The organism is Streptomyces sp. KL116D (genome assembly GCF_030766975.1).
GTDB lineage: Bacteria > Actinomycetota > Actinomycetes > Streptomycetales > Streptomycetaceae > Streptomyces > Streptomyces longispororuber_A.
Genome location: NZ_JASERH010000146.1, coordinates 48,071 through 63,068, shown reverse-complemented (window position 1 = coordinate 63,068; position 14,998 = coordinate 48,071). Strand labels below are relative to the sequence as shown.

The following is a 14,998-nucleotide window of genomic DNA, read 5'->3' as shown; positions in this document are numbered from 1 at the left end:
ACCGCCCGCCCGGCCCCTCAGGTCAGCCTCTGAGCCCGACTCCGCGCCCACTCCTGCGGTAGGAGCGGGCGGCGGGTGTCATACCCGGGGAGGAGCCGGGACAGATACGTGTAGACCCCCAGGAGCAGTGTCGTATCAGGGTTTCCCGGGGCTTCGGAGCAGTTCGCCGAGGTGCTTCGCGCGCCAGTCGCGGAGCAGTTCGTGGAAGGCGACGGCGCCGTGCGGGTAGGCGGTGGGGCCGTTCGGACGGCCGCGGCCCTCGCGGTTGTAGTAGCCCGGAGTGCACTCGGCGTGGAACGCCTCGTGGTCGGGTGCGTCCCGCGCGCAGACGTCGAGCCAGGCGTCCTCGGCCTCGGGGGTGGGTTCCAGGACGGCGTCCTCGGCCAGTGCGGCGGCGATCAGTGCGGCGGCGTGCACGGCCTGCTCGTCCAGGACGTGGGTGAAGTTGACGCTGCTGGCGTTCTGCAGGGAGCCCATCCGGATCAGGTTCGGGAACCCGTGGCTGGTGAATCCGTGCACGGTCCGCGGTCCGCCGCGGGCCCACGCGTGCAGCAGTTGGACGCCGTCGCGGCCGGTGACGGGCAGCCGCCCGGAGGTGACGCCGGAGACGCCGACGGAGAACCCGGTGGCGAACACCAGGCAGTCGAGCGCGTACTCCGTCCCGTCGACGACCACCCCGCGCTCGGTCATCCGCTCGATGCCGTGCGAGTCCGCGGTGTCCACGAGGGTGACGTTGTCCCGGTTGAACGCGGGCAGGTAGGTGTCGGAGAACGTGGGCCGCTTGCACGCGTACCGGTACCAGGGCTGGAGGGCCGCGGCGGTGGCGGCATCGGTGACCTCCGCGGCCACGCGTGCGCGGATCCGGTTCATGGTGGCGTGGTCGGCGGCCTCGTAGGCGGCCTCGAAGTCCGGCTCGCCGTTGCGGCGGAAGCTGGGCAGCAGCTTCTCGAGCAGGCTCGCGGACGCCGTCCAGCCGTCGGCGACCAGATCCCGCCCGGCGTGCTCGCCGGAGACGATCCGCAGGAAGTTCTCCCGCCGTTCGGCCGACCAGCCCGGCCGGTCCGCGCCGACGTCGCCCGGTGTCGTACGGCGCTGGCCGCGGACGTCGACGGAGGACGGGGTGCGCTGGAAGACGTACAGGTGACCGGCGTCCGCGGCCAGCATCGGGACGACCTGGACGCCGGTGGCACCGGTGCCGACGACGCCGACCCGCTTGTCCTTCAGGCCCACGAGCCCGCCGTCGGGGCCGCCGCCGGTGTAGCCGTAGTCCCAGCGCGAGGTGTGGAAGGTGTGGCCGCGGAAGTCCTCGATGCCGGGGATGCCGGGGAGTTTGGGTTCGGTGAGGGTGCCGGTCGCGGTGACCACGTGGGTCGCGCGGAACGCGTCGCCCCGGTCGGTCGCGACGATCCACTGCGCGGTGGGCTCGTCCCAGGTGAGGGCGGTGACGGCGGTGCTGAACAGCGCGTGCTCGTACAGTCCCGACCGCTCGGCGATGCGCATCGCGTGCCGGCGGATCTCCTCGCCGGGCGCGTACTTCCACTCGGGTACGTAGCCGGTCTCGTCGAGCATCGGCAGGTAGACGTGCGACTCGATGTCGCAGTGGATGCCGGGGTAGCGGTTCCAGTACCAGGTGCCGCCGAAGTCGCCGCCCTGCTCGACGACGCGCACCGTGGCCACGCCCTGCTCGCGCAGTCGTGCGCCCGCGAGGATGCCGCCGAAGCCGCCGCCGACGACCGCGACGTCGACCACGTCGTGCAGCGGGGCGCGGTCGGCGACGTCGCCGGCGTACGGGTCGGCGGCGAACCAGCCGAACTCGGCGTCGGTGGCCCGGTACTGGCCCGGGCCCTCGGGCCGCACCCGGCGCTCGCGTTCGGCGCGATAGCGCTCGCGCAGCGCCGCGGCTTCCTGCGGGGTGGGGGGACTGTCGCACTGCGGCAGGGTCATGGAGGCGGGTTCCTCTCGTGGGGGGGGAGGGCGCGCGGCGTCCGCGCGGCGCAAGGGTGGGGGCCTTGCGGAGCCTTTCGCGCGATCACCGGTACCGTAACCCAAGAACCGGACAACCTTGTCCGGTTGGGGTGCGGCCCTGCTCGTACGGCCCGCCCCGACCCCCCACGGCACGAAAGGCCCGCGATGTCGAACCTCACCCCCGCCTCTCCGCTGCGCGACTGGCTGGCGGACCCCGCCGCCGGGCAGGTGCTGCGCGGTCTGCTGGCCTCCCAGGGGCAGTCCGAGGAGGCCCTCGCGCCCGCACTCGGCCTGCCGTTGGAGCAGCTCGTGAAGATGTCCGGCGGGAAGTTCCCGCCGGAGCTCGTGACCGCGCTGGTCACGGCGGCCGAGACCGGTCTGGTCCCGGAGGGCCTGCCGACCGCTCCCCCGGCCGCCGCCGCGTCGGCCGAAGTGCCGGACCTGGGCGTCGAGATCGGGACGCCGCAGCCGTGGGCCGAGCGGATCACGGGCGGCCGGTTCGAGGGGCAGACCGTCGTCGTCACCGGCGCGGCCTCCGGCATCGGCCGGGCGGTCACCGCGCGCATCGTCCGGGAGGGCGGCCGGGTCGTCGCGGTCGACGTCTCCGCCGACGGACTCGGGGCCCTCGCCGCCGAGCTGGGCGACGCGGTCGTGCCGGTCACGGCCGACATCACCGCGCCCGCGGCGGCCGACGCCGTGCTGGCCGCGGCGGGCGGCGCCGTGGACGGGCTCGCGAACGTCGCGGGTGTGATGGACGACGACGCCGCGGTGCACGAGGTCGACGACACGATCTGGGAGCGCGTCCTGCGCATCAACGTCGAGGGCCCGATGCGGCTGATGCGGGCCGTCGTGCCGGGGATGCTCGCCGCGGGCGGCGGCCGGATCGTGAACGTCGTGTCCGAGGCCGCGCTGCGCGGTTCGGCGGCCGGGGCCGCCTACACGACGTCCAAGCACGCCCTGGTCGGGCTGACGAAGTCGTCGGCGTACCAGTACGCGGGCACGGGCGTGCAGGTCAACGCGGTCGCGCCGGGTGCCGTCGCGACCGGCATCCAAGTGGCGGGCGCCGCCCCGTACGGCTCGGCCCGCACCGCGAAGATGCGGGTGGCGATCCCCGGTCTGGCCATGGCCGAGGAGCTGGCCGCCTCGATCACGTTCCTGCTCAGCAGGGACGCCGTGAACATCAACGGCGCGATCCTGCCCTCGGACGGCGGCTGGTCGGCCGCCTGACCGCCTCCCCGGCCCGGGCGGTCCCGCACCGCACCGCACCGCACCGCACCGGGCAGCCCCTCCCGCACAGTCCAGCACCGTCCCGACAGGCAGGAGCACAGCACCGCATGACCACGCATCGCACGCCCCGCGCCCTCATGGGTCTGGCAGCCGCCGGACTTCTCGCCCTGACCGGATGCGGCACGCAGACCGCCGTGTCCGGCCCTGGCCCCGGCTCCGCGCCGTCCGGCGAGGGCCGCACCATCCGGGCCGCCCGGGTCGCGCACGTGACGGACGTCCACGAGGCCACCGGCATGACGCTCCTGGAAGGACCGGTCCTCGTCGACGACGGCAGCCTGTACGTCGTCGACGTGACCGCACCCCCGGGCGAGCCCAAGGTCATCTCCGTGGACGTCGCCACCGGCGAGCACCGGGGCGTCTACACGGACCGGACGGGCGCCTACACGTCCGCGCAGCTCAGTCCCCACGACGGCCGGCTGTACCTGACCGACTTCGCCACCGGCGCCGTGGTCGGCGTCGAGGTGGACGGCTCGGATCCGCGGACCCTCTTCTCCGGCGAGGTCGACGGGTCGAAAATGACGCCGGACGATCTCGCCTTCGACGCCGAAGGGAACCTGTACGTGAGCGACTCGCACGGTACGGAGCCCGGCGACACCAAGGGCCGCATCGTGCGCATCGACCGCGACGGCAAGGAGGCCACGGTCCTCGCCGACGGCCTGGCCCACCCGAACGGGATCATGTTCGACCCCGGGCTGCGCGGCCTGTGGATCAGCGAGCTGACCGAGGACACCGTCTCCTACCTGCTCCTCGACGCCGCGAAGACCGCGGTGACCTCGCAGCACGAGGCCATCCACGTCGACGGCGGCCTGGCGCAGACCGACTCCCTCGCCGTGGACGCCGACGGCAACGTCTACCAGGCGCTGCACGGCCGCCCCGCCATGGCGGTCTACAGCAAGTACGGGGAGCGCCTCGCCACGGTGGAGGTGCCCGCGAAGGACGCGGCGGGCCTGCAGTCGGCGACCAACGTGGCGATCACACCGGGCGGCCGGACGGCGTACCTGACGGTGAGCGGCACCGACGGCGGGTTCGTCTACCGGTTCACCGCTCCGGGCAAGGGCATCCGCCAGTCCAACGGCGGCTGACGGTCACGCGTCCTCGGCCGTCTCGTGCGGCCGCAGCGCTCCCACCTCGATGCCGAGCAGTCGCCAGGCGGCCAGCGCCAGGCGCTCCCGCTCGGCCGGGGCGGGTCCCGCGACGGCGCCGGAGACCATGGCGACGGCGAGCATCACGTCGTCGGCCGTCAGCCGGTGACCGGGCGGCAGGCACCGGTCGAGGACGCGGCGGACCCGGTCGGACAGGGCGCGGGCCTGCTCCCCGTCGCCGCGCACCCGCAGCATGTCGACGAACGCCGTCGACCGGGTCAGGTGCCAGGTGACCACGCCCAGGACGTCCGCCAGGTCCGGGGCGGGCCGGTCGGCGGCCGCCTCGATCTGGCGGACGTTCTCGTCCAGGACGGCGCTGGCCAGCGCGTCGCGGTCGGCGAAGTGCCGGTAGAGGCTGCCCTGGCCGACCCCGGCGCGGCGGGCGACGGCGGACAGCGGTGCGGTCAGGCCCTGTTCGGCGAAGACCTCGCGGGCCGCGGTGATGAGGGCGGCCCGGTTGCGGGCCGCGACCCGGCGCCCCTGGTTGGCCGGACGGCCCTGGGGCTCCGTGGGTGGTGTCACCCGGGAAGGGTAGTACGAGGACGCCCCGCGCCCGGTCCCGTACGGGGCGGGCGCGGGGCGCGGCGCGGTTCAGTGGGCCGCGGGCACCGGCCGGTCCGTGCCGTGGCGCTCGGCCAGCGGCGCCTTGCGCAGCGACGCGATGCCGATGAACACCATCGAGAACAGGCCGGTGAGCGCGAAGGCCGTGAAGCCCCAGTCGCCGTTGCCGGAGGCGAGGAGCTGACCGCCGAGCCACGGGCCGAAGACGGCGCCGAAGCGGCCCATGCCGGAGGTCCAGCCGACGGCGGTCGCGCGGCTGTCGGCGTCGGAGCGGATGGCGACCGTCGCGTAGATCATGGTCTGCGCGCTGTTGAGGAAGACACCCGCGAGGAAGACCACGAGGAAGGTGATGGCGAGCGCCATGTGGATGCTCAGCAGATAGACGCTGACGGCCGTCGCGAGGAACCAGATCGCCGAGATCCGCGGGGCGCCGAAGCGGTCGGCGGCGCGGCCCGCGACGAGCATGCCGACGATGCCGCCGAGGTTGAAGACGACGACGAACTGGAGCGAGGAGCCGAGGTCGTAGCCCTCGGAGCGCATCAGGGTGGGCAGCCAGGTGGCGACGCCGTAGACGAGGAGCAGTCCGCCGAAGGACGCCAGCCAGTACAGGAGGGTCTGGGTCCACTGCCTGCCCCGGAACAGGCCGGCGAGCGCGTCCCAGCGGCCGGCGCCCTCGGGGCGCCGCGCCTTCGCGGCGGGTATCTCGACGTCGTACGCCGTCGCGAGCCGCTGTGCCTCGTCCGTGCGGCCCTTGGCGACGAGGAAGCTGAGGGACTCCGGCATGGCCTTGGCCATCACCGGCACGAACAGCAGCGGGATCACGCAGAACCAGAACGCCGCCCGCCAGCCGAGCGGTTCGACCACCCAGGTCGCCACGTACGCGGAGAGGATGCCGCCCGCGTGGTGGGCGGTCATCAGTCCGCCGACGATCAGGGCGCCGCGGCCGCGCGGGGCGTAGTCGGAGACCATCGAGATCGCGGTCGGCAGCAGGCCGCCGAGGCCGATGCCGGCGAGGGTGCGGCCGAGGCCGAACGTCGTGACGTTCGGGGCGATCGCGCACAGGCCCGAGGCCAGCGAGAAGACCGTGACGCAGCCGACCATCATCTTCTTGCGGCCGATGCGGTCGGAGACCGTGCCGGCGGTGAGGGCGCCGATCAGCATGCCGAAGGTGGCGTAGCTGCCGAGGTCGCCGGCCTGGTCGGGGTCGAGGCCGAGCGCCTTGCTCTCCAGCATGTGCGGCAGCACGGAGCCGTAGATGAACATGTCGAGGCCGTCGAAGAGGACGGCCAGCCAGCACAGGGCGAAGACGAGCTTCGCCATTCTCGTGCCGCGGCGCGCGGCGGGCGGGGTGGCAGAGGAGGACATCGTTGTTTCCTCTCGTCCGGGACGCGTGTCCCAGGAGCGGTGTTCGGCGGGGAGAAGGGGGTGACGGCACGGTAGGAAGCGACCGAACCAGTCGTCAACACTTTTGTTGACAATCACAGGCAACGATTCGGCCCCGGCGACGAACGTCCGTCCCCGGGGCCGGAAGGAGCAGGTGAAGAGCTGGTCAGGACGGGACGGGCGGCGTTCCGTGGGTGTGGAACGACTCGATCGTCCGCAGCCCCCACGCCTGGCCCTTGGCCCGCTCGGCCTCGGTCCAGGTGATCAGCGGCCAGTCCGGGGCGAGGACGAGCCGGGTGAGCGGGTTGCACAGTTCGATGCGGTTGCCGCCGGGTTCGTAGACGTAGAGGAAGAACGTCTGCTGGATGGCGTGCTTGTGCGGGCCGGTCTCGATGAACACGCCGGTGTCGATGGCGAGGTCGGCGGCGCGCAGGATGTCCTCGCGGGTGTCGGCCGCGAAGGCGATGTGGTGCAGGCGGCCCTTGGAACCGGTCCAGTCCGACGTATAGACGACGTCGTACGACTTGTCGGTGAAGGTCAGCCAGCGGGCCGCGATCTTCCCGGTGTCGAGGCGGATCTGTTCGGTGGGCCGGGCGCCCAGCACGTTCTGCTGGAACTCGGCGTTGGCGAGGACGTCGGCGCCGAGGAAGTTGACGTGGTCGAGGCGGCGGACGCCGACGCCCCGGTCGGGTTTGGCCTGCGGCTGGTTCTTGAGGGCGGGCCTCAGCTCGTCCGGGGCCCGGTAGTGCTCGCTCTCCCAGTACAGGGCGTGTTCGTGGCCGTCCGGGTCGGTGGTGACGTAGAGCTTGCCGAGGCCGGGTTCGTCCTCCGTCCAGTGGCCGGTGCCGCCCGCGTCCTCGACGGCCTTCACGCGTCGCCGGAGCGCCTCCTCGCTGGAGGTGCGCAGGGCGAGGCGGCCGAGTCCCGGCTGGTCGCGGGCGGTGAGGACGAGGCTGTGGTGCTCGTAGTCGTCGAAGGTGCGCAGATAGACGGTGTCGCCGTCCTGCCCGTTGACGGTGAGGCCCAGGAAGTCGGTGAAGAAGGCGACGGAGGCGTCCAGGTCCGGGGTGAACAGCTGGGCGTGGCCGATGTGGGCGATGTCGCCGAGGGGCGGAGTCATCGTTGACCTCCTGAGGTCGGTGCGGGCGGGCGGGCCGGGTCGGCGGCGCGGGGGAAGACGGTGCCGTCGAAGATCTTGCGGGCGGTGCGCACCACGGCGGTGCGGCGTGCGGCGGGCAGGCCGTCGGGGCCGGCGCCGACGCTGCTCTCGATGTCGAGGAAGCCGGTGGGGTGCTCGATGCGCAGCCGGTCGCCGTCCTCGGGCAGCACGGCGACGGGGGCGCCGACGCCGCCGTCGATCCGCAGTCCCGCCGCCACGCTCGCGGCGCCGAGGACGCCGATGGAGGTGTGGGCGCGGACGGGGATGAAGGTGCGGGTGGTGACCGCGCCGCCGTGCCGGGGCGCGGCGAGGAGGGTCAGTTTGGGCACGGTGGTGCCGGTGATGTCGCCGAGGCCCATCAACTCCCCTGCACGGCGAGCCGGATCTCTCGTGGAGGCGGGCGGCGAGGAATCGGTCCGCCTCAGGTCCGCCGGGTCCTCGTAGCCGGTGAGCTTGAGGGATTCGGCGGGGATCAGCACGGTCGGCATCCGTTGTCGTACGCAGGTGCACCTCGGTGCCCGCGACGGTGTCTGACGGGCGCGTCCGGTGGGCAGCAACGGGCCCGCCCCGGCGGGAATTCGATCACGACCGCGGCCGCGCGCCCGGTGCGCCGGAGATCTCCGCGTCAGCCCGGTGGGTCGACGCGGCCGCCCGGCGTGAACGTCGCCCTCGCGAGTCTCCCGTGTTGACCATGCGGATCCGGACGGAGGTGTCGGTCGCCCGGCTCGACCAGCCGCGCTCGACCGCGAGGGTCCGACCGGCGAGCAGGTTGCCGCAGTTCTGACGGTCCGACACCTCCGGCGTGTCGACGCCCACTTGGAGGAAGAGGTAGTCGACGTCGGCCTCGGGGTCGGCCGACGGCGACACCACGGCGACCTTGCTCGTCAGGGGTGGCCGCCGCCGAGGCCGATCGATCTGCGGCGCGGGTCGGGAGCTGCCATGATCCGCAGCAGCAGGCGTCACGGACGGCCGGTTCGGCGGGGAGGTCGTCGGCCAGGAGTAGGCGCCCTTGGAGGTGCCGCCGCGCATCGGCATGCAGCGCGCCTCCGCGGGCCCGGTCACGACTCCTCGTGTACTGCTCGACGTCCGGTCAGGTGACGCCTTCAGACATGCAACGAGCGTGTCGCGCAATCGCAGCGGTCCAGACGAGTTGGCTCGACGAAGGCGGCGCGTGGCGGCCTCTTGTCACACGCGGGCTCAGAGGTACTTCTCGCCGGCCGCGCGGGCGCCCTCGCGCGGGACGACCACTGACGCCGTCGTCGTCGGCGATCGATCACTGTTTGTTTCGACTCGGCCGGATCACCTGGCCGCCGATGACGACAACGGGGACGTTGACGCTGCGCCGGTCGCCGCTTCACGGTGCCCTGCGCGGACACGGCGGCGGACCAGGCGGAAAGCCCATCGCCCGCAGTTCGGCGGTGTCGCGGATGCCCGCGTTCGTGACGACGCCGCGTACGCCGCGCCGCTGCAGCGCCGTGGCGAAGAGCTCGCCGAACATGCCGTCCGTCGACGGCGACGTGGTGGTCACGACCAGGACGTCGCCCGGGCCGCACTGCTCGACCGCCGCGTGGATCATGAGGTTGTCGCCGGCCAGGACAGGACGGTGACGGCGGTGCCCGCGACCCGGCAGTCCTGCTGTGGTTGGGCCGCAGGTGGTGGCCGAGCAGGCCGGTGCGGCCCATCGCCTCGTGGACGGTGGCGACGCCGAATCCGGCGAGGGTCTCGGCGTCATGGCGTCCGCGCGGGGCGGAGGTCGGTGACGGTCACTCCGGGCATCAGGCGGCTCCTTCGCGATCTGCGGGTACGGCGCATGTACGCCTCGGCCATGGTCGTGTGGGCGAAGCCCCAGGTTCGGTCCGGCGTTCCGCTTGAGCTGGACGCGCGGCGGACTGGCGAGGTCGGTGTAGTAGTCCACAGGTGCGCGCGCGCGCTCGAGGCGCTCCATCGCCGCTCGCGCTTGGTGTCCCAGACCTCGGTGATGTCGAGCAGCGCTCATCGGGCTAGAAGCCGCTCATCTCTCCGGGCTGAGGTGGGGCTCGAAGTAGAAGAAGACGGGCGGGGCGCCGATGATCTCGCCGTCGCCGGGAGGTAGCCGATGGCCTGCGCGGGACGCGGGCCTCCAGCGCACCATGCGGTTCAGCGCGGCCGGGTGAGGTGCGCCGTTGTACGGTCACGACGTGGGTGCAGCGACGACGTCGGGCTGCGATGCTGCCCGGTACACGGTGACGAGCCGGTCGGTCAGCTCCGCTCGTGGCGCCAGCGGGTAGTCACCGGCGTCGAAGAAGCGGACCCCGGCGCCGAGGGCGGCGGCGGCGCTCGCTCCGCCTCGTCGCGGCGCAGCGCCTTGATCTCGTCGAGCTTCTTCCCCTCGCGCCAGGCCTTCGCGGACTCGCCGCGCTCGCCGAAGGTCAGGCGCGCTGACGGTGACCTTCTCGCCGCGCGCGGCGGCCAGGGCGATGGCGCCGCCCGCCCGCCACACGAAGTCCCCCGCGTGCGCGGTGACGACGAGGGTGGATCGTGGCGGGCGGCGGGCGCGTTGCCGTGGGTCATGCTGCATCTCCTTGCCGACAGGGGTGCGCCCGCCCGGGCCGCGTCAGCCGGCGCGCAAGGCGTCGATCGCGCTGCTGAGGTGGGCGCGGGCGGCCGTCTCGGCCGCCTGCGGGTCCCTGGCGCGGATCGCCTCGATCACCGCCAGGTGCTCACCCAGAGGACTGCTGCGGCCGGCCCGGGCGCAGCGCCAACTGGAAGCGATGGCGCGCAGTTGGGCGTTGAGCCGCTCCAGGAGACCGACGGCCGTGCTGCTGGCCGGAGACGTCCCGGATCCGGGCGTGCAGATCGTGGTTGAGCTCGGAGTAGGTGATCGGATCGCCGTCCGCGACCGCCTTGGACATGGCTCTGCCCAGCTCGGTCAGCTCGTCGAGCTGTGCGTCGGTGGCGTCCACCGCGGCCTTGGCCGCGCACAGCCCTCGAGCACCATCCGGCACTCCGTGATCTCCACGGCCTCCTCGACCGTGACCACGCGCACTCGCGATCCGCGGATTGCGGATCCGCTCGACCAGTCCCTCGGCGGCGAGGTCGAGCAGTGCCGCCCTGATGACTGGCGCGGGTGACGTCGTACTGCTCGGCGAGTTCGTTGCTCCACCAGCCGCTGGGCCGGTGCCTATCTCTCGCCGCGCAGGATACGCCGTCGCAACTGCTCCAGCGCGTACTGCTTCGGCCTGCTCTCCGGAGCCTGGACGGGCTTCCTTCGGCATCTGCCCTCCCTGAGTGAGTGCCTGTCGACGCTAAATCTAGGCGAACAGAATTGTCAGCGATTTTGTTTGCAGATGCAGGTCCCGGATCCGGTCGCCACGGAACGCCTCGCACGTCGAGCGTCCGTGCGCGGGCGGACCGGAAGGCGCCGCTTCCGTCGCCCGACGGCCGTCCGCGGCGGGGCGTCAGCCGGCGGGCCGCCCGAGTCCGGCGCTGAGTCGCCAGGGCGCAGTGCGTCAACAGCCGTCCAGGAACCGCGAGTTCACTCCCGTACGCCCCGCGCCACGCACCGCCCCCTCCCTCCTCACGCCAAGATCACAGGATGCTGACGCCGTGCCCCCGACATGAAGGAGCCCTCACGTGGCCACCCTCCGGACCTCCCGGACGCCCCTGCTGGTCCTCGCCACGGCCGTCGCCGCGCTCGCCGCCTCGGCGACCGGGCCGGTGCAGAGCCGCCGCGCCGCTGCCCGTCGTGACGCCGCGCGCCGAGACCACGGCCCTGCACGACGACGCTGCGGGCGGCGACGCGGAGCGCCGACGACCCGGCGATCTGGCGCAGCGGCCGACCCGGACCGCAGCCTCGTCGTCGCCACCGCCAAGCAGGGCGGGCTCCGCGTGTACGACCTGGACGCCCGCGAGGTGCAGTCCGTCCCGGCGCCCGCGGGGCCGGCGCGGACGACGCGCCCGGCCGGTTCAACAACGTGGACCTCGTGCACAGCGCCCGTCTCGGCGACCTGGCCGTCACCACGGACCGCGGCAGCGACCGGCTGCGCGTCTACCGCATCGACCGCGACCACCCCGGCGGCCCGCTCACCGACGCGACCGACCCGAAGGCGGCGCCGGTCTTCTCCGCCTCCCAGGACGAGATCAACGAGCAGCGCACCGCGTACGGCCTCGCCACCTGGACCGACCCGGCGACCGGCCGTTCGTACGCGCTCGTCAGTCAGCGGGAGCGCACCCGCCTCGCCCTGCTGGGCGCTGACGGCCCGCGCGGGCGGCACCATCGGCTACACGAAGGTCCGCACCCTCGCCCTGCCCGCGAACTTCCGTCTCCCGAACGGCACTTCATGGTCGCCGTGCGGGAGCCCGCGCGAACTCCCGCAGGTCGAGGGCATGGTGGTGGACCCGGCGAACGGCACGCTGTACGCGGGCCAGGAGGACATCGGCATCTGGCGGCTGCGGGCCGACCTCACCAGGGACGCCCCGACTGGTCGACAAGGTCCGCGAGTTCGGCGTCCCCGGCAGCTACGACGAGACGACCGAGGAGTGCACCCCGGTGCCGACCCCGGCTTCGGCGGCACGCACCTCACGGCCGACGTGGAGGGCCTGACCCTCGTCCAGGAGAAGGGCGGCGACGGTCTGCTGCTCGCCTCCAGCCAGGGCGACGACACCTTCGCCGCCTACGACCGCGAGGTGTCCGACGCCAACGAGTACGAGGGCGGCTTCCGCGTCGGTCCCGCCTCGACGACGCTCGACGGCTCGGAGGAGTGCGACGGCGCCGCCGCGCTGAACTCAGCCGCTGGGCCGCCGCTACCCGCACGGCCTCCTCGTCGTCCAGGACGGTCACGACGCCCCGGCGACCCGGACCGCCCCGCCACGAGCTTCAAGTTCGTCGACCTGCGCAAGGTCACCGCCGCGGTCGACGACTGACGACCCTCGGCGCACGACTCCCGCGCCGCCGCCCCGCGCCCGGGCCGACCTCTCTGGCCCGGCGCCGGTGACCTGGCACATTGGGGCTCACCGGCCCCGGATTCCGGATCGGTGTCAGCTTCAGAAACCCCGACCGAGCTTCTCCGGAAGCTGCCAGGACTTCGACGACGAGGTGTGCGATGAGCCCGCAGTTCGGTGACTACCAGTTCGAGATCTACCTCGACGGGCTGCGCGGCGTCGTGCCCACGATGCCGAGTGGACTTCGCCGAACTGGAGGAACGGGCCGGGCCGCACTGCCCCCGTCGGTGTGGTCGTACGTGGCGGCGGCGCGGGCGACGAGCACACCCAGCGGGCCAACGTCCGGGCCTTCGAACGGTACGGCCTGATGCCGCGCAGTGATGGTCGGCGCGGCCCGACGCGACCTGTCCGTCGACCTGTTCGGGATGCGGCTCGCCGCGCCGCTGTTCATGGCGCCGGTCGGCGTGATCGGGCTGTGCGCGCCGGACGGGCACGGCGATCTGGCGACGGCACGGGCCGCGGCGCGCACCGGCGTGCCGATGGTGGCCTCGACCCTGTCGGTCGACCGATGGAGGACGTGGCCGCCGGATTCGGCGAGACCCCCGGCTTCTTCCAGCTGTGCACGCCGACGGACCGGGCGCTCGCCGAGAGCCTGGTCCGGCGGGCCGAGGCGGCGGGCTTCAAGGGGATCGTCGTCACCCTCGACACCTGGGTGACCGGCTGGCGCCCGCGGGACCTGGCGACGGCCAACTTCCCGCAGCTGCGCGGTCACTGCCTCGCCAGCTACACGTCGGACCCGCGCTTCAAGGAGCTGACCCCGTCCGGTGATCCGCAGGACGTCGTGGGCACCTGGGCCGGGATCTTCGGCAGCTCACCTGGGACGACCTGCCGTGGCTGCGGTCCCTCACCGATCTGCCGCTGATCCTCAAGGGATCTGCCACCCCGAGGACGTGCGGCGGGCCCGGGACGGCGGCGTGGACGGCGTCTACTGCTCCAACCACGGCGGCCGGCAGGCGAACGGCGGCCTGCCCGCGCTCGACGCGCTGCCCGGCGTCGTCGAGGCGGCGGACGGGCTGCCGGTGCTCTTCGACTCCGGTGTCCGCTCGGGCGCGGACGTCGTCAAGGCCCTCGCCCTGGGCGCGACCGCGGTGGGCGTGGGGCGGCCGTACGCGTACGGGCTCGCGGTCGGCGGCGAGGACGGCTGGTCCACGTGCTGCGCTCGCTGCTCGCCGAGGCCGATCTGGTCATGGCGGTCGACGGGTGCCGCGCTCGCGGACCTGACGCCCGAGGCCCTGGTCACCGTCCCCGGGCCTGACGATCTCGGCCAGCAGCTCCGTCGCCGCCTCCCAGCGGAAGGGCCCCTCGCCCAGCCGCACGCCCATGCCGCGCAGCCGGCGCATGCTGTCCTGGTAGGCGGGGTGGGTGGCCAGCTGGTCGTTGACACAGGGCGGCGCGACGACCGGGACGCCCGCCCCGAACGCCTCGCAGAGGGTGGCGACGGCGAGGGTGTCGGCGATCCCCGCGGCCCACTTGTTGATCGTGTTGAAGGTCGCGGGGGCGACGACGACCGCGTCCGCGGGCGGGAACGGGCGCGGGTCCGCCGGGGTGCGCCAGGCGGACCGCACCGGCCGGCCCGTCTGCGACTCCACCGCGGCCAGGTCGAAGAATCCGCCGAGCGCGGTGGGCGTCGCGATGACGCCCACCTCAGCCGTTGCCCTGCGCGTCGTCGATCAGTTTGCCGACGCCGTCGGCTATTCCGGCCGCGCACGCGATGACGTACCGGGAACGGCCGCGTGGGCGGGGCGGGCGTCGGCTCAGCCACGGTCCACCTCCGCGACGAGCCGGGCGAGCGCGTCGGCCGCCTTCGTCAGGCCGTCGTGCGGCGTGACCGGTTCGTCGAGGTAGAGCGTCCCGGCGCAGTTCCAGCATCAGGGCACTGACCCGGCGGTCCCGGCCGTAGTGGCGCAGCGGGACGTAGGTGCCGGCGAACGGGTGTCCAGGGCGATGTCGCCGAGCGCGGCGAACGCGTCGCGGGCCCGGGCGAGGAGCTCGGCGGGGGTGTGGAACGCATCGGTGCCGAGGCAGACGGACGGCCTCGGTCCGGTCCCGTGCAGTGATTCGTAGGGCAGGGCGCGGCTCGGGTAGGAGTGCACGTCGATGATCACGGCGCGGCCGGTCGCCGCGAGCCGGTCGTCGACGGCCCGGGTCATCGCCTCGGCGTACGGGGCGAAGTAGGCGGCGAGCAGCTCGGGTTCGTCGGCGGGCGGATCGGGGCGCAGCGGCGCGCGGTGGGTGGTGCGGGTGTAGACGGCGCCCATGCCGACCGCGCGCATCTCCTCCCGCTCGTCGGGAACCGCTCGGGGTCGACGACGAGCCGGGACCGTTCGTTCACGAACTGCCAGGGCCGCAGCGGGGCCGCACCGGCCGCGCGGCGGCGATCTCCTGGGTGTGCGCGTCGGTGATGAGGTCCACCTCGCGGGCCAGGGCGGCGTCGTCGAGCAGGAGGCCGGAGCGGACCCGGGGCGGGATCGTGCGCGAGCCGTGCGGCACGTGCAGCAGCACCGGCGAGGCCGGGTCGCCC

11 protein-coding genes and 5 pseudogenes are annotated in these 14,998 nt (G+C 73.4%); 4 read left to right on the top strand and 12 right to left on the bottom strand.

The features are described from left to right. Window positions 1–135: 135 nt before the first annotated feature. Window positions 136–1,944, bottom strand: coding sequence for a flavin-containing monooxygenase (locus tag RBJ77_RS57685; RefSeq protein ID WP_372352269.1), 1,809 nt, complete (start codon window positions 1,942–1,944; stop codon window positions 136–138). Window positions 1,945–2,130: 186 nt separating this feature from the next. Here RBJ77_RS57685 and RBJ77_RS57680 point away from each other — a divergent pair, with 186 nt between their 5' ends. Continuing rightward, complete coding sequence (locus tag RBJ77_RS57680; protein ID WP_372352268.1) at window positions 2,131–3,192, top strand: SDR family NAD(P)-dependent oxidoreductase; 1,062 nt, start codon at window positions 2,131–2,133, stop codon at window positions 3,190–3,192. 107 nt (window positions 3,193–3,299) lie between these two features. Next, a complete protein-coding gene (locus RBJ77_RS57675) occupies window positions 3,300–4,334 on the top strand; it encodes an SMP-30/gluconolactonase/LRE family protein (protein WP_372352267.1) in 1,035 nt (344 codons plus the stop codon). Window positions 4,335–4,337: 3 nt separating this feature from the next. On the opposite strand, the gene RBJ77_RS57670 is transcribed toward RBJ77_RS57675, so the two are convergent. The 9 genes and pseudogenes from RBJ77_RS57670 to RBJ77_RS57630 form a co-directional block, all read right to left on the bottom strand. Then, window positions 4,338–4,916, bottom strand: a complete 579-nt coding sequence (locus RBJ77_RS57670; protein WP_372352266.1) for a TetR/AcrR family transcriptional regulator — start codon at window positions 4,914–4,916, stop codon at window positions 4,338–4,340. Between the two features lie 69 nt (window positions 4,917–4,985). Next, the gene (locus tag RBJ77_RS57665) at window positions 4,986–6,320 is read right to left on the bottom strand and encodes an MFS transporter (RefSeq protein WP_372352265.1); all 1,335 of its coding nucleotides are present in this window, start codon (window positions 6,318–6,320) and stop codon (window positions 4,986–4,988) included. A gap of 184 nt (window positions 6,321–6,504) precedes the next feature. After that, window positions 6,505–7,458 (bottom strand): catechol 2,3-dioxygenase, encoded by a 954-nt coding sequence (locus RBJ77_RS57660; RefSeq protein ID WP_372352264.1) that lies wholly within the window; start codon window positions 7,456–7,458, stop codon window positions 6,505–6,507. Beyond that, a complete protein-coding gene (locus RBJ77_RS57655) occupies window positions 7,455–8,054 on the bottom strand; it encodes a PrpF domain-containing protein (RefSeq protein ID WP_372352263.1) in 600 nt (199 codons plus the stop codon). Before RBJ77_RS57655 ends, RBJ77_RS57660 begins: the two co-directional genes overlap by 4 nt. Window positions 8,055–8,079: 25 nt before the next feature. Then, window positions 8,080–8,559 carry a PrpF domain-containing protein gene (locus tag RBJ77_RS57650; RefSeq protein WP_372352262.1) on the bottom strand — a complete coding sequence of 160 codons (480 nt, stop codon included), beginning with the start codon at window positions 8,557–8,559 and terminating at the stop codon, window positions 8,080–8,082. 147 nt (window positions 8,560–8,706) lie between these two features. Beyond that, window positions 8,707–9,273, bottom strand: a pseudogene (locus tag RBJ77_RS57645) (4-carboxy-4-hydroxy-2-oxoadipate aldolase/oxaloacetate decarboxylase); the annotation flags it as partial. Window positions 9,274–9,667: 394 nt separating this feature from the next. Beyond that, the gene (locus RBJ77_RS57640; protein WP_372352261.1) at window positions 9,668–10,054 is read right to left on the bottom strand and encodes a PIG-L family deacetylase; all 387 of its coding nucleotides are present in this window, start codon (window positions 10,052–10,054) and stop codon (window positions 9,668–9,670) included. Between the two features lie 36 nt (window positions 10,055–10,090). Then, entirely contained in the window at window positions 10,091–10,249 is a 159-nt protein-coding gene (locus RBJ77_RS57635; RefSeq protein WP_372352282.1) for an FCD domain-containing protein, read from the bottom strand. Next, the gene (locus RBJ77_RS57630) at window positions 10,197–10,481 is read right to left on the bottom strand and encodes an FCD domain-containing protein (protein WP_372352260.1); all 285 of its coding nucleotides are present in this window, start codon (window positions 10,479–10,481) and stop codon (window positions 10,197–10,199) included. Before RBJ77_RS57630 ends, RBJ77_RS57635 begins: the two co-directional genes overlap by 53 nt. Before the next feature lie 661 nt (window positions 10,482–11,142). On the opposite strand from RBJ77_RS57630, the pseudogene RBJ77_RS57625 reads away from it, so the two are divergent. After that, window positions 11,143–12,399: pseudogene (locus RBJ77_RS57625) on the top strand (phytase). 179 nt (window positions 12,400–12,578) lie between these two features. Then, window positions 12,579–13,712: pseudogene (locus RBJ77_RS57620) on the top strand (alpha-hydroxy-acid oxidizing protein); the annotation flags it as partial. Window positions 13,713–13,742: 30 nt separating this feature from the next. Here RBJ77_RS57620 and RBJ77_RS57615 read toward each other — a convergent pair. Together RBJ77_RS57615 and RBJ77_RS57610 are read right to left on the bottom strand one after the other, a co-directional pair. Continuing rightward, a pseudogene (locus RBJ77_RS57615) lies at window positions 13,743–14,235 on the bottom strand (flavoprotein); the annotation flags it as partial. Continuing rightward, window positions 14,232–14,979 (bottom strand): annotated as a pseudogene (locus tag RBJ77_RS57610) (N-formylglutamate amidohydrolase). The pseudogenes RBJ77_RS57615 and RBJ77_RS57610, both read right to left, overlap by 4 nt. Window positions 14,980–14,998: the final 19 nt, after the last annotated feature.

Bases quoted from the DNA above. Each gene is read 5' to 3' on its own strand.
- RBJ77_RS57685 (WP_372352269.1), bottom strand. From the start codon at position 1,944: ATGACCCTGCCGCAGTGCGACAGTCCCCCCACCCCGCAGGAAGCCGCG.
- RBJ77_RS57680 (WP_372352268.1), top strand. From the start codon at position 2,131: ATGTCGAACCTCACCCCCGCCTCTCCGCTGCGCGACTGGCTGGCGGAC.
- RBJ77_RS57675 (WP_372352267.1), top strand. From the start codon at position 3,300: ATGACCACGCATCGCACGCCCCGCGCCCTCATGGGTCTGGCAGCCGCC.
- RBJ77_RS57665 (WP_372352265.1), bottom strand. From the start codon at position 6,320: ATGTCCTCCTCTGCCACCCCGCCCGCCGCGCGCCGCGGCACGAGAATG.
- RBJ77_RS57660 (WP_372352264.1), bottom strand. From the start codon at position 7,458: ATGACTCCGCCCCTCGGCGACATCGCCCACATCGGCCACGCCCAGCTG.
- RBJ77_RS57640 (WP_372352261.1), bottom strand. From the start codon at position 10,054: ATGCAGCATGACCCACGGCAACGCGCCCGCCGCCCGCCACGATCCACC.